General features: G+C 70.5%; 9 protein-coding genes. 6 read left to right on the top strand and 3 right to left on the bottom strand.

Translation table 11 applies throughout. The annotated features are described in order from the left end of the window. Window positions 1–108: 108 nt before the first annotated feature. From ELQ40_RS14295 to ELQ40_RS14280, 4 genes are all read left to right on the top strand, one after another. Entirely contained in the window at window positions 109–858 is a 750-nt protein-coding gene (locus tag ELQ40_RS14295; RefSeq protein ID WP_127795324.1) for a LamB/YcsF family protein, read from the top strand. Further along, a complete protein-coding gene (locus ELQ40_RS14290) occupies window positions 855–1490 on the top strand; it encodes an allophanate hydrolase subunit 1 (protein ID WP_127794287.1) in 636 nt (211 codons plus the stop codon). The genes ELQ40_RS14295 and ELQ40_RS14290 overlap by 4 nt, the downstream gene beginning before the upstream one ends. After that, window positions 1487–2392, top strand: a complete 906-nt coding sequence (locus ELQ40_RS14285; RefSeq protein WP_127794286.1) for a biotin-dependent carboxyltransferase family protein — start codon at window positions 1487–1489, stop codon at window positions 2390–2392. The genes ELQ40_RS14290 and ELQ40_RS14285 overlap by 4 nt, the downstream gene beginning before the upstream one ends. Before the next feature lie 76 nt (window positions 2393–2468). Then, window positions 2469–4124, top strand: a complete 1656-nt coding sequence (locus tag ELQ40_RS14280; RefSeq protein ID WP_127794285.1) for a glycoside hydrolase family 10 protein — start codon at window positions 2469–2471, stop codon at window positions 4122–4124. 33 nt (window positions 4125–4157) lie between these two features. On the opposite strand, the gene ELQ40_RS14275 is transcribed toward ELQ40_RS14280, so the two are convergent. Genes ELQ40_RS14275 through ELQ40_RS14265 form a run of 3 tightly spaced genes read right to left on the bottom strand, consistent with a single transcriptional unit; the run spans window position 4158 to window position 6139 of the window. Further along, window positions 4158–5009, bottom strand: a complete 852-nt coding sequence (locus ELQ40_RS14275) for a spermidine synthase (protein WP_127794284.1) — start codon at window positions 5007–5009, stop codon at window positions 4158–4160. 39 nt (window positions 5010–5048) lie between these two features. Continuing rightward, a complete protein-coding gene (locus tag ELQ40_RS14270; RefSeq protein WP_127794283.1) occupies window positions 5049–5858 on the bottom strand; it encodes a spermidine synthase in 810 nt (269 codons plus the stop codon). Between the two features lie 44 nt (window positions 5859–5902). Beyond that, window positions 5903–6139 (bottom strand): hypothetical protein, encoded by a 237-nt coding sequence (locus ELQ40_RS14265; RefSeq protein WP_127794282.1) that lies wholly within the window; start codon window positions 6137–6139, stop codon window positions 5903–5905. A gap of 302 nt (window positions 6140–6441) precedes the next feature. On the opposite strand from ELQ40_RS14265, the gene rpoB reads away from it, so the two are divergent. Continuing rightward, window positions 6442–9933 (top strand): DNA-directed RNA polymerase subunit beta, encoded by a 3492-nt coding sequence (gene rpoB / locus ELQ40_RS14260; protein ID WP_127794281.1) that lies wholly within the window; start codon window positions 6442–6444, stop codon window positions 9931–9933. Window positions 9934–9977: 44 nt separating this feature from the next. Continuing rightward, the gene (rpoC, locus tag ELQ40_RS14255; protein ID WP_127794280.1) at window positions 9978–13880 is read left to right on the top strand and encodes a DNA-directed RNA polymerase subunit beta'; all 3903 of its coding nucleotides are present in this window, start codon (window positions 9978–9980) and stop codon (window positions 13878–13880) included. The last annotated feature ends 96 nt before the right edge of the window (window positions 13881–13976 follow it).

Below are 13976 nucleotides of genomic sequence, written 5' to 3'. Positions count from 1 at the left end.
CGGCGGTCGCCCGGGTGCCGCTCGCGCCCTCTGCCCCACGCCCTCTGCCCAGTCTGCCGCCGCCGGCGACAGAATGGGAGGGTGACGGCCGGCACCCGCAGCGCGCGCATCGATCTCAACGCCGACCTCGGCGAGGCCGTGGGCGACGTCGAGGTCGCCGACGACCTCGCGATGTTCCCCCTGGTGACCAGTGCGAACGTCGCGTGCGGGTTCCACGGCGGCGACCCCGTGGTCATGCGGCGCAGCGTCCGGCTGGCGACGGCGCACCGCGTGTCGCTCGGTGCGCATCCCGGGTACCGCGACCTCGACGGATTCGGCCGCCGCGAGCTCGGCACCCCGCCCGACGTCATCGCCGCCGAGCTCCTCGTGCAGCTCGGTGCGCTCGACGCGCTCGCCCGCGCGGCGGGCATCGGCGTCGCCTACGTGAAGGCCCACGGTGCGCTGTACCACCGGCTCGGCGTCGACGCCGAGGCCGCCGCGGCGTACGTCGAGGCCGTCGCGGCGTTCGACGAGGGCCTCGCGGTGCTCGGCGCGCCGGGAAACGCACTCGAGGCGCGCGCCGCCGAGGCCGGCCTGCGATTCGTGCGGGAGGCGTTCGTCGACCGTGCCTACCTGCCCGACGGAGGCCTCGTGCCGCGCGGCCGCCCCGGTGCGGTCGTGACCGATCCGGAGGCGGTCGCCGCGAGGGCCGTCGAGCTCGCGACGACCGGGGGGATCGCCGCGGTCGACGGCGACCGGCTCGACCTCCGGCCCGATTCGCTGTGCCTGCACGGCGACACCGAGGGCGCGATCACGCTCGCGGCGCGGGTGCGTGCCGCGCTCGCCGGCGCGGGGGTCGAGCTGCGGGCGTTCGCGTGACCCGGCGCATCCTGCCGTCGGGCGCGTCGGCGCTGCTCGTCGAGTGCGACGGGCTGCCCGACGTGCTGGCGTTGCACGACACCCTGTCGGCGACGGCGCCCGCCGGCGTCGTCGAGCTCGTGCCCGCGGCCCGGACGGTGCTCGTGAGCGTCGACCCCGCGATGCTGCCGCTCGAGTCGGCGGCGAGCTGGATCCGGCGCGCGACGACGGATGCTCCGCCTCCGACCGGCGCGGCGGGTACGGCCGAGCCCGTGATCGTGCCGGTGCGGTACGACGGCCGGGACCTCGCCGAGGTCGCCGACGAACTCGGCCTCGCGCCGGACGAGCTGGTCGCACGGCACGCCGCCGCCGCCTGGCGGGTCGCGTTCATCGGATTCGCTCCCGGGTTCGCGTACCTGGTGAGCGAGGACTGGCCGTTCGACGTGCCGCGCCTCGCGTCGCCGCGCACATCGGTGCCGGCGGGCGCGGTCGGCCTCGCCGGCGGCTTCAGCGGCGCCTACCCGCGCTCGAGTCCCGGCGGCTGGCGGCTGATCGGGCGGGCCGACGCCCCGCTGTGGGATGCCGCGGCGCAGCCGCCCGCCCTGCTCGCGCCCGGGGCGCACGTGCGGTTCGAGGCGGTGACCGGGGCATGAGCGGGCGAACCGGTGCCCTCCACCCCGCCTCCGACGCCCTGCTCGTCGAGCAACCCGGGCCGCTGACGCTCGTCGAGGACCTCGGCCGACCCGGGCTCGCGCACCTGGGCGTCGCGGCGTCGGGCGCCCTCGACCGCGGCGCGCTCGCGCTCGCGAACCGGCTCGTGGGCAACCCCGACGGCGCGGCAGGCCTCGAGGTCGTCGGCGGCGGGTTCCGCGCCCGGTTCCGGGGCACCCGATGGTTCGCGGTCGCCGGCGCCTGGGGAGACATCCGGCTCGATGGACGCCGGGTGACGCCGTACACGGCGGCCCGCGGAGTGGACGGCGCCGTGCTCGAACTCGCGGCGCCCGAGCGCGGCATCCGCTGGGTGCTCGCCGTCAGGGGCGGGGTCGACGAGCCGCCCGTGCTCGGCTCCCGGTCGACCGACACGCTGTCGGGGTTGGGCCCCGCCCGCGTCGAGGCGGGCCGGGTGCTGCCGATCGGGTCGGAGCCCGCGGCATCCGTGCCGACGCTCGACCGTGAGGCGGCGTACCCGCCCTCGGAGGGAACCGTGACCCTCGCGCTGCTCCCGGGTCCGCGTGCCGACTGGCTCGACGAGGCGTCGACCGTGCGCCTCTTCGACGGTCAGTGGCGCATGTCGGCGGCGGCCGACCGCGTCGGCGCGAGGATCGACGGGCCGGTGCTCGAGCGGTCGGCGCTCGCCCGCCGCATCGGCGAGCTGCCGAGCGAGGCGACGGTGCCCGGGTCGATGCAGCTGCCGCCGTCGGGGCAGCCGACGATCCTGCTCGCCGACCGGCCGGTGACGGGCGGATACCCCGTGGTCGCGATCGTGGCCCCGGCATCGCTCGACCGGCTGGCGCAGGTGCGGCCCGGTCAGGGGATCCGCTTCCGGCACGCGTGACGAGTCTGGAAACAACTCTTCACAATTTATGCCTGAGCTGGAAGTATCTTCCGCAACCCTACGGAAGGATCCAGCGATGCATCAGGCCACCACGACACCGACCCCGGAACCGGCGACGTCCGACTCCGGCCCCGCAGGGCTCGCCCGCCGGGGCTTCCTCACCCTCGCCGTGGCCGGCGCCGCGGCATCCGCCTTCTCCGTCACGATCGGGACGCTGGCCGCCTCGCCCGCCCGCGCCGACGGCACCGCCGCCGGCGCCGCGTTCGCGCCCCGCAAGCGCGAGCTGCGCGCCATGTGGATCTCCTCCGTCGTCAACATCGACTGGCCCTCCAAGACCGGCCTGTCGGCCGCCGACCAGCAGGCCGAGTTCCTGCGCTGGCTCGACGTCGCCGCGCAGTTCAACCTCAACGCCGTCTTCGTGCAGGTGCGCCCGACCGCCGACGCGTTCTGGCCGAGCCCGCTCGAACCCTGGTCGCAGTACCTCACCGGCGTGCAGGGACAGGACCCCGGCTACGACCCGCTCGCGTTCATCGTCGACGAGGCGCACCGGCGCAACCTCGAGCTGCACGCCTGGTACAACCCCTACCGGGTCTCGATGCAGGCCGACCCCACGAAGCTCGTCCCCGAGCACCCCGCACGCGTGCACCCCGAGTGGATCTGGCCGTACGGCGGCAAGCTCTACTTCGACCCGGGCCTGCCCGAGGTGCAGGAGCACATCCAGCAGGCGATCATGCACTCCGTCGAGCACTACGACCTCGACGGCGTGCACTTCGACGACTACTTCTACCCGTACGCGGTGGCCGGGCAGACGATCCCGGATGCCGCGACCTACGCCGCGCACGGTGCCGGGTTCGCCGACATCGCCGACTGGCGGCGCGAGAACGTGAACACCTTCGTGCGGTCCATCTCCGAACGCATCAAGGCCACGAAGCCCTGGGTGAAGTTCGGCATCAGCCCGTTCGGCATCTGGCGCAACGCGGCGACCGACCCCGCGGGCTCCGCCACGAGCGGCTCGCAGTCGTACGACATGCAGTTCGCCGACACCCGCAAGTGGGTGGTCGAGGGCTGGCTCGACTACATCAACCCGCAGATCTACTGGCAGTTCGGGCTCGCCGTCGCCGACTACGCCGCGCTCGTGCCCTGGTGGGCCGACGTCGCCGAGGCATCCGGCACCCACCTCTACATCGGCGAGGCGCTCTACAAGGTGACCTCGGGAGTGTTCACCGACCCCGCCGAGCTCTCGAACCACCTCGACTTCGACCGGCAGGTCGACGCCGACCGCGCACCCGTGCACGGCAACGTCTACTTCTCGGCCAACCACGTGCCCGCCGACCCGCAGGGAGCCATGACGCTGCTGCGCGACCGCCACTACCCGACGCCGGCGATCGTGCCCGCGATGCCGTGGCTGCCGGAGACCGACGTGCGCACGCCCGTGCTCGCCGTCGTGCACCGCGTCGACGACGGCGCGCGCGTCGTCTGGCTCGACGCCATCCGGCCCGACCGGCGGGCCACGTCGTTCGCGGTCTACCGCGTCGAGGGCCGGGTCGCGTCGATCGACGTCGAGGACGCCGCCAACCTCGTCGCGACCGTGCGCGCAGCCGACGCCGTCCGCCAGGAATGGGTGGATGCCGCGGCAGCGCCGGGCACCGCGTACACGTACGTCGTCACCGCACTCGACCGCGTGTGGAACGAGACCGCGCCGAGCCGGCCCGGCTGGGTGCGCGCGGGCTGATCGGGCGCGCCCGCCGCCGTTCGGGCGCCCCGCTCAGCGCGACAGGAAGATCGACCGTGCCGGCGGGGGCGACGGCACGGCCGTCGCATCCGTCACCACCCGGCCGCCGGCCGCGAACGTGCGGAACTCGGCGCCCTCGACGAGCTTCGCGGGCGCCGGGTCGCTGCCGAGCAGTCGGGGCATCCGGTCGAACGGGAGCGGCGCTGCCGACGCGTACATCACGACGTTGCCGAAGCGGCGGCCCTTCAGCATGTTCGAGTCGGCCGCGAGCGCGACGTGCGCGAACACGTGCGCGAGCGTCGCGGCCTGCGACCGGGCGAAGGCGAGGCCCGCGCCGTCGGCCACGTTCACGGAGACGATGCCCCGCGGCGACAGCCGCGGCGCGATCAGGCCGTAGAACTCGGTGCTCGTCACGTGCGCGGGGGTGCGGGCGCCCGCGAAGATGTCGACGATCGCGAGGTCGACGACGCCGTCGAGTCCGGCCGGCAGCTTCGCGAGCACCTCGCGGGCATCGCCCGTGCGCACCCGGATCTGCTCGCCGCGGGGCAGCGGCAGGTGCTCGCGCACGAACGCGACGAGGTCGGCCTCGAGTTCGACGACCTGCTGGCGCGAACCCGGGCGGGTCGCGGCGAGGTAGCGGGGGAGCGTCAGCCCGCCGCCGCCGAGGTGCAGCGCCGTGATCGGCTCCCCGGAGGGTGCCACGAGGTCGGCGGCGTGCCCGATGCGGCGCACGTACTCGAAGCCGAGCCACTCGGGGTGCTCGACGTCGAGGTGCGACTGCGGCGTGCCGTCGACGTAGAGCGTCCACGAGCCCGGCTCCCGCCGGGACTCCTCCAGGCGCGCGAGGTGGCCGCTCAGTGCGAGGCGGCGTTCGAAGTCGGGCACGGATGCCACGCTACCCGCCCGCTGCCGGCCGGGGGCGGCTCAGCACCCTCCCCAGAGGACGAAGTCGAGGCGCTCGGCGGTGAGCACCTCGGCCGGGTGGGGACCGACGGCACGCAGCAGCGGCTCGAGGCGCGGTGGCAACCTGTCGGGACCGACGACGAGCACGACGTTGCCCTCTTCGGATCCGCTCAGCACCGCGGCGTCGCCGGTCGCGAGCAGCTCGGCCGACGGACGGGCACGGGCGAACGCGCGGGCCTGGTCCCCGAGCCGGCCGAGCCCCGCGGCGTCCGCCACGTTCAGGACGGCCAGGCCGTCGGGCGCGAGCACCGACAGCACCGCGTCGGCGAATTCACGGGTCGCGACGAACTCGGGCGGCTCGAGCCCGGAGTAGAGGTCGACGACCACGAGGTCGTAGCCGGATGCCGCCGACGGATGGGTCGCGCCCATGGCCCAACCCGCGACGTTCGCGGCGTCACGGATCCGCACATCGATGTCGGCGCGGCCGGGCAGCGGCAGTCGGGCGAGCACGGTCTCGACGACGGCAGGGTCGTGCTCGACCACGACCTGCCGGGATCCGGGCCGCGTCGCCTCGACGTAGCGGGGGAGGGTCAGCGCTCCGCCGCCGAGGTGCAGCGCGCGGATCGGCGCCCCCGGCGGCCTGACGGCGTCGACGACGTGGCCGATGCGCCGGGTGTACTCGAAGAACAACCGGGTCGGGTCGACCGGATCCACGTGCGACTGCGCCTGCCCGTCGACGAGCAGCGTGAGGCCGGTCGACGAGAACACGTCGGTCTCGAATTCGATGCGCGCGGGTTCGTCGCGCGAGGGCCGGTTGCGCGAGGGCGCCATGGAAGGCATCGTCCCACGGCGAAGCATCGCGCGGGGCGGCGGCCTCAGACGCCCTCGTCGTCCTCGACGTCCTCCGACGCGAAATCGGCGATCTCGTCGGTCTCGCGGTCGACGTCGTCCTCGCGGGCCGACGTCTCGTCGGCCGAGGGCGAGGCCGGTCCCGTCGCCGTCGCCCGGTCGGATGCCGCATCGCCCGCCCGCTCTCGGGTGCCCTCGTCGAGGGTGCCCGTTCCGTCGGGATATCCGGCCTCATCCGGGTATTCGTAGCCGTCGCCGCCCATGGTGTCCCCCGTTCCGGATGCCGCATCGGAGGGGCATCCGTCGGCTCGACGTTACGCCGTTCGGGACTCGGGCACGCGGTTATACCGGACTCGCGCGCACAAATCAAGGAACCGACTGGACACGGCGCACAATATCGCTTATAGTTGAGGTTTGCGCTCCCAGACCCAACTTGCCTTCATATTGCGGTCGGCTTCCTTGCGAGTCCGGGGTCATTCGACACCCGGAGATGCATCCGTCTGAGGGGTCCACTCCACCACCATCGACAGTGAACCGGCCCGATCGGGCCCTGGAGGTCATTTCCTTGGCTGCTGCGCGCAACGCAACCACGCCCACCCCCAAGAACGGACGCGGTGCAAGCCGCCTCTCGTTCGCGAAGGTCACCGACACCCTCACGGTACCCGACCTTCTCGCCCTGCAGACCGAGAGCTTCGACTGGCTCGTCGGAAACGACGCGTGGAAGGCGCGCGTCGCTGCTGCGGTCGAGGAAGGTCGTCAGGACCTCCCCGACGCCACCGGCCTCGAGGAGATCTTCGAGGAGATCTCGCCCATCGAGGACCTCGGCGAGACCATGCAGCTCTCGTTCACGAACCCCGAGCTCGAGCCGCCGAAGTACACGCTCGACGAGTGCAAGGAGAAGGGCAAGACCTACTCCGCGCCGCTGTACGTCAACGCGGAGTTCATGAACCACCTCACCGGTGAGATCAAGACCCAGACGGTCTTCATGGGCGACTTCCCGCTGATGACCCCGAAGGGCACCTTCGTCATCAACGGCACCGAGCGCGTCGTCGTGTCGCAGCTCGTCCGTTCGCCGGGCGTCTACTTCGAGCGCACGCCCGACAAGACGAGCGACAAGGACATCTACTCGGCGCGCGTGATCCCGAGCCGCGGTGCGTGGCTCGAGTTCGAGATCGACAAGCGCGACCAGGTCGGCGTCCGCATCGACCGCAAGCGCAAGCAGTCGGTCACCGTGTTCCTCAAGGCCCTCGGCCTCACCTCGGAAGAGATCCTCGAGGAGTTCGCCGGCTACGAGTCGATCGCCCTCACCCTCGAGAAGGACAACATCCTCACGAAGGAAGAGGCGCTCAAGGACATCTACCGCAAGCTCCGTCCGGGCGAGCAGGTGGCCGCCGAGGCCGCGCGTGCGCTCCTCGACAACTTCTACTTCAACCCGAAGCGCTACGACCTCGCCAAGGTCGGCCGCTACAAGATCAACCAGAAGCTCGGCCTCGAGGCCCCGCTCACCGACTCGGTCCTGACCGTCCAGGACATCGTCGGCACGATCAAGTACCTGGTCGCCCTGCACGAGGACCGTGCGACCCTGCCGGGTCGCCGCGGCGGCAAGGCCGTGGACATCCGCCTGGACGTCGACGACATCGACAACTTCGGCAACCGTCGCATCCGCGCGGTCGGCGAGCTGATCCAGAACCAGGTCCGCACCGGCCTCTCGCGCATGGAGCGCGTCGTCCGCGAGCGCATGACCACGCAGGACATCGAGGCGATCACGCCGCAGACCCTGATCAACGTGCGACCCGTCGTCGCGGCGATCAAGGAGTTCTTCGGCACGTCGCAGCTGTCGCAGTTCATGGACCAGAACAACCCGCTCGCGGGCCTGACCCACAAGCGCCGCCTGAGCGCCCTGGGCCCGGGTGGTCTGAGCCGCGACCGCGCCGGCGTCGAGGTCCGCGACGTCCACCCGTCGCACTACGGCCGCATGTGCCCGATCGAGACCCCTGAAGGCCCGAACATCGGCCTCATCGGCTCGCTCGCGTCGTTCGCGCGCATCAACTCGTTCGGCTTCATCGAGACGCCGTACCGTCGCGTCGTCGACGGCAAGGTCACCGACCGGATCGACTACCTCACCGCGATGGAGGAGGACGACTACATCGTCGCCCAGGCCAACGCCGTGCTGAAGGCCGACGGCCACTTCGCCGACGACCGCGTCCTCGCCCGCAAGAAGGGCGGCGAGGTCGACCTGTTCCCGGCGGACGAGATCGGCTACATGGACGTCTCGCCGCGCCAGATGGTGTCGGTCGGCACGTCGCTCATCCCGTTCCTCGAGCACGACGACGCGAACCGCGCCCTCATGGGTGCGAACATGCAGCGTCAGGCGGTGCCGCTGCTGCGCAGCGACTCGCCGTTCGTGGGCACCGGCATGGAGGGCTACGCCGCGATCGACGCCGGTGACGTCGTCACCGCCGACCGGGCCGGTGTCGTCACCGAGGTCTCGGCCGACGCCGTGACCGTGCAGCTCGACGAGGGCGGCACGCAGACCTACTACCTGCGCAAGTTCGACCGCTCGAACCAGGGCACGTCGTACAACAACCGCGTCGTCGTGACGGCCGGTGAGCGGGTCGAGGTCGGCGAGGTCATCGCCGACGGTCCCGCGACCGACAACGGCGAGCTCGCGCTCGGCAAGAACCTCCTCGTGGCGTTCATGCCGTGGGAGGGCCACAACTTCGAGGACGCGATCATCCTCAGCCAGAACCTGGTGAAGGACGACGTCCTCTCCTCGATCCACATCGAGGAGTACGAGGTCGACGCCCGCGACACCAAGCTCGGCAAGGAGGAGATCACCCGCGACCTCCCCAACGTCAGCCCCGACCTGTTGGCCGACCTCGACGAGCGCGGCATCATCCGCATCGGCGCCGAGGTCCGCCCCGGCGACATCCTCGTCGGCAAGGTCACGCCCAAGGGCGAGACCGAGCTGTCGGCGGAGGAGCGCCTGCTCCGCGCGATCTTCAACGAGAAGAGCCGCGAGGTCCGCGACACGTCGCTGAAGGTGCCCCACGGCGAGCAGGGCACGATCATCGGCGTCAAGGTGTTCGACGCGCAGGACGGCGACGACGAGCTCGGCTCGGGCGTCAACCAGCGCGTGGTCGTCTACATCGCCCAGAAGCGCAAGATCACCGAGGGCGACAAGCTCGCCGGCCGCCACGGCAACAAGGGCGTCATCTCGAAGATCCTGCCCGTCGAGGACATGCCGTTCCTCGCCGACGGCACCCCGGTCGACGTCATCCTGAACCCGCTGGGCATCCCCGGTCGAATGAACTTCGGCCAGGTGCTCGAGACCCACCTCGGCTGGGTCGCCAAGCAGGGCTGGAAGGTCGACGGCAAGCCGACGTGGGCCAAGCGCCTGCCCGAGGCCGCGCACGAGGCCGCCCCCGGCACCAAGGTCGCGACCCCGGTGTTCGACGGTGCCCTCGAGGAGGAGATCGCGGGTCTGCTCGACTCGACGCTCCCCAACCGCGACGGCGAGCGGCTCATCGACTCGAGCGGCAAGACGCAGCTCTTCGACGGCCGTTCCGGCGAGCCCTTCCCGTACCCCGTCTCGGTCGGCTACATGTACATCCTGAAGCTGCACCACCTCGTGGACGACAAGATCCACGCCCGCTCGACCGGCCCGTACTCGATGATCACCCAGCAGCCGCTCGGTGGTAAGGCGCAGTTCGGCGGTCAGCGCTTCGGTGAGATGGAGGTGTGGGCGCTCGAGGCGTACGGTGCCGCCTACGCGCTCCAGGAGCTCCTCACGATCAAGTCCGACGACATCCTCGGCCGCGTCAAGGTGTACGAGGCGATCGTCAAGGGCGAGAACATCCAGGAGCCCGGCATCCCCGAGTCCTTCAAGGTGCTCATGAAGGAGATGCAGTCGCTGTGCCTGAACGTCGAGGTCCTCTCGGCCGACGGCACCGCGGTCTCGCTCCGCGACACCGATGACGAGGCCTTCCGCGCTGCGGAGGAGCTCGGCATCAACATCTCCGCGCGCTTCGAGTCGTCGAACATCGACGAAATCTGAGCCAGGCACGAAGAACGATTCAGGAAACTTCTCAAGGAGAGAAATTGCTCGACGCAACGACATTTGACGAGCTTCGTATCGGCCTGGCGACCGCCGAGGACATCCGCAAGTGGTCCTTCGGTGAGGTCAAGAAGCCCGAGACGATCAACTACCGCACGCTGAAGCCGGAGAAGGACGGCCTCTTCGGCGAGCAGATCTTCGGACCCTCCCGCGACTGGGAGTGCGCCTGCGGCAAGTACAAGCGGGTGCGCTTCAAGGGCATCGTCTGCGAGCGCTGCGGCGTGGAGGTCACCAAGAGCTCCGTCCGCCGCGAGCGGATGGGCCACATCGAGCTCGCCGCGCCCGTGACGCACATCTGGTACTTCAAGGGTGTCCCGAGCCGCCTCGGCTACCTGCTGGACATGGCGCCGAAGGACCTCGAGAAGGTCATCTACTTCGCCGCGTACATGGTCATCGACGTCGACGACGAGGGTCGTCACGCCGACATGCCGGGCCTCGAGAACGAGCTCCGGCTCGAGATCAAGACCATCGGCGAGCAGCGCGATGCCCGCATCGCGACGCTGATGGCCCGCAAGGAGGAGGAGCTCGCGGCACTCGAGGCCGAGGGCGCCAAGGCCGACCAGCGCAAGCGCGCCGAGGCCGCCGCCGACAAGGAGATGGCCGGCGTCCGCAAGTCGGGCGACGAGCAGATCGCGCACCTCGAGCGCGTGTGGGAGGACTTCCGCACCCTCAAGGTCGGCGACCTGAAGCCCGAGGACTCGGTCTTCCAGGAGCTGCAGGACCGCTTCGGCATGTACTTCGAGGCCTACATGGGCGCCGAGGCGATCCAGAAGCGCCTCCAGTCCTTCGACCTCGCGGCCGAGGCCGACGACCTGCACCTGCAGATCGCAGAGGGCAAGGGCCAGAAGAAGATCCGCGCGATCAAGCGGCTCAAGGTCGTCAACTCGTTCCTGCAGACGGGCGCCTCGCCCGCCGCGATGGTGCTCGACGTGGTCCCGGTCATCCCGCCGGAGCTGCGCCCGATGGTCCAGCTCGACGGTGGCCGCTTCGCGACCAGCGACCTGAACGACCTGTACCGCCGCGTGATCAACCGCAACAACCGCCTGCGTCGTCTGCTCGACCTCGGTGCTCCCGAGATCATCGTGAACAACGAGAAGCGGATGCTGCAGGAGGCGGTCGACGCGCTGTTCGACAACGGCCGCCGCGGCCGCCCGGTCACGGGCACCGGCAACCGCGCCCTCAAGTCCCTGAGCGACATGCTCAAGGGCAAGCAGGGTCGCTTCCGCCAGAACCTGCTCGGCAAGCGCGTCGACTACTCGGGCCGTTCGGTCATCGTCGTCGGCCCGCAGCTGAAGCTGCACCAGTGCGGTCTGCCCAAGCAGATGGCGCTGGAGCTCTTCAAGCCGTTCGTGATCAAGCGCCTGATCGACCTGAGCCACGCGCAGAACATCAAGGCCGCCAAGCGCATGGTCGAGCGTTCGCGCCCGCAGGTGTGGGACGTGCTCGAGGAGATCATCCGCGAGCGCCCCGTGCTGCTGAACCGTGCGCCCACGCTGCACCGCCTCGGCATCCAGGCCTTCGAGCCGCAGCTCGTCGAGGGCAAGGCGATCCAGCTGCACCCGCTCGTGTGCGCCGCGTTCAACGCGGACTTCGACGGTGACCAGATGGCCGTGCACCTGCCGCTGTCGGTCGAGGCCCAGGCCGAGGCCCGCGTGCTGATGCTCGCGTCGAACAACATCCTGAAGCCGTCGGACGGCCGTCCGGTGACCCTGCCCTCGCAGGACATGATCATCGGCCTGCACCACCTGACGACCGAGAAGGTCGCCGGTGCCGGCGAGGGCCGCGCGTTCTCGTCGATCGCCGAGGCGATCCTCGCGTTCGACCAGAACCGTCCGGGCGAGCACCTGCTCGACCTCGGCGCCAAGGTGAAGATCCGCCTCGAGGGGCTGCACTTCGCCGAGGGCACCGAGCCCGAGGGCTTCGAGGCCGGCAAGCCGTTCCTGATGGAGACGACCCTCGGTCGCGCGATCTTCAACGAGGCGCTGCCGGTGGACTACCCGTTCTTCAACGAGCAGGCCGGCAAGGGGCAGATCTCGGCGATCGTCAACGACCTCGCCGAGCGCTACCCGAAGACCGAGGTCGCCGCGACCCTCGACCGGATCAAGGACGCCGGCTTCCGCTGGGCGACCCGTTCGGGCGTGACCGTCGCGCTCTCCGACATCGTCGAGCTCCCGCAGAAGCGCGAGATCGTGTCGAAGTACGAGAAGCAGGCCGCGAAGGTCCAGGGCCAGTTCGACAAGGGTCTGACGACCGACCTCGAGCGTCGCCAGGAGCTCATCCAGATCTGGACGAAGGCCACCGACGAGGTCGCCAAGGCCATGCAGGAGGAGTTCGCGTCGAACCCGGAGAACACCATCAACCGCATGGTGACCTCGGGTGCCCGTGGTAACTGGCTGCAGGTGCGCAACATCGCCGGTATGCGAGGCCTGGTGAACAACCCGAAGGGTGAGATCATCCCTCGCCCGATCATCTCGTCGTACCGCGAGGGCCTGTCGGTGGCGGAGTACTTCATCGCCACGCACGGTGCCCGCAAGGGTCTGGCCGACACCGCGCTCCGCACGGCGGACTCGGGCTACCTCACGCGTCGTCTGGTCGACGTCTCGCAGGATGTCATCATCCGCGAGGACGACTGCGGCACGTCGAAGGGCCTCGAGCTGCCGATCGCGGCGGTGGATGCCTCGGGCGAGCTCGTCCGCGACCCCAACGTCGAGAACTCGGTGTTCGCCCGTTCGCTCGCCGCCGACGCGGTGAACGCGAAGGGCGAGGTCGTGGCGGAGGCCGGCTCCGACGTGGGCGACGTGCTCATCGACAAGCTGGTCGCTGCCGGTGTCGAGTCGATCCGGGTCCGCTCGGTCCTGACCTGCGAGTCCGCGGTCGGCGTGTGCGCGGCGTGCTACGGCCGTTCGCTCGCGACCGGCAAGCTGGTCGACCTCGGCGAGGCCGTCGGCATCATCGCGGCCCAGTCGATCGGCGAGCCCGGCACGCAGCTGACGATGCGTACCTTCCACACGGGTGGTTCGGCGTCGGCGGACGACATCACGCAGGGTCTGCCCCGCGTGCAGGAGCTCTTCGAGGCACGTACCCCCAAGGGTGCGTCGCCGATCGTCGAGGCGGCCGGCCGCATCACGATCGACGAGACCGAGAAGCAGCGCAAGGTCATCCTCACGCCCGACAACGGCGACGAGCCGATCGCGTACAACGTGCTCAAGCGTTCGACGCTGCTCGTCGAGGACGGCCAGCACGTCGAGCTCGGCCAGCAGCTGATCGTCGGCACGGTCGACCCGAAGGAGGTCCTCCGGGTCAAGGGCGTGCGCGAGGTGCAGAAGCACCTGGTGAACGGCGTGCAGGACGTCTACCGCTCGCAGGGCGTGCCGATCCACGACAAGCACATCGAGGTCATCGTGCGCCAGATGCTGCGCAAGGTCACGGTCGTCGACCACGGCGACACCGACCTGCTGCCGGGTGAGCTCGTCGACCGTTCGCGGTACAACGAGATCAACCGTGCCGCGCTCACCGAGGGCCGCAAGACGGCTTCGGCCCGCCAGGAGGTCATGGGAATCACCAAGGCGTCGCTGGCGACCGAGTCGTGGCTGTCGGCCGCGTCCTTCCAGGAGACGACCCGCGTGCTCACGCAGGCCGCCATGGAGGGCAAGTCGGACCCGCTGGTCGGCCTCAAGGAGAACGTGATCATCGGAAAGCTGATCCCCGCCGGCACCGGTCTCGCGAAGTACCGGAACGTCGCGGTGGAGGCCACGGAGGAGGCGAAGGCGGAGCGGTACCCGAACCGCATCTTCGCGGACGACGCGGCGTTCACCGAGGGCGACCTCAGCTTCGTCGACTTCGACGCGTTCTCGAGCGACGACTTCACGCCCGGCAACTACAGCTGAGCCTGATCGAACGGTGATCGTTCGGCGGCGCAGCCGCTGATCGTGATCGGGGCCCCGCATCCATTCGGATGCGGGGCCCTTCGTCGTCTGCAAGCC

It is taken from the genome of Agromyces sp. LHK192, from assembly GCF_004006235.1.
In the GTDB taxonomy this organism is placed as follows: Bacteria; Actinomycetota; Actinomycetes; order Actinomycetales; family Microbacteriaceae; genus Agromyces.
The sequence above is the reverse complement of the archived record's forward strand: the minus strand, read 5'-3'. Positions and strand labels throughout refer to the sequence as shown.

What these genes read in the sequence shown, in the direction of transcription:
- ELQ40_RS14285 (WP_127794286.1), top strand. Translation starts at nt 1,487, where the DNA reads ATGAGCGGGCGAACCGGTGCCCTCCACCCCGCCTCCGACGCCCTGCTC.
- ELQ40_RS14280 (WP_127794285.1), top strand. Translation starts at nt 2,469, where the DNA reads ATGCATCAGGCCACCACGACACCGACCCCGGAACCGGCGACGTCCGAC.
- ELQ40_RS14270 (WP_127794283.1), bottom strand. Translation starts at nt 5,858, where the DNA reads ATGGCGCCCTCGCGCAACCGGCCCTCGCGCGACGAACCCGCGCGCATC.
- ELQ40_RS14265 (WP_127794282.1), bottom strand. Translation starts at nt 6,139, where the DNA reads ATGGGCGGCGACGGCTACGAATACCCGGATGAGGCCGGATATCCCGAC.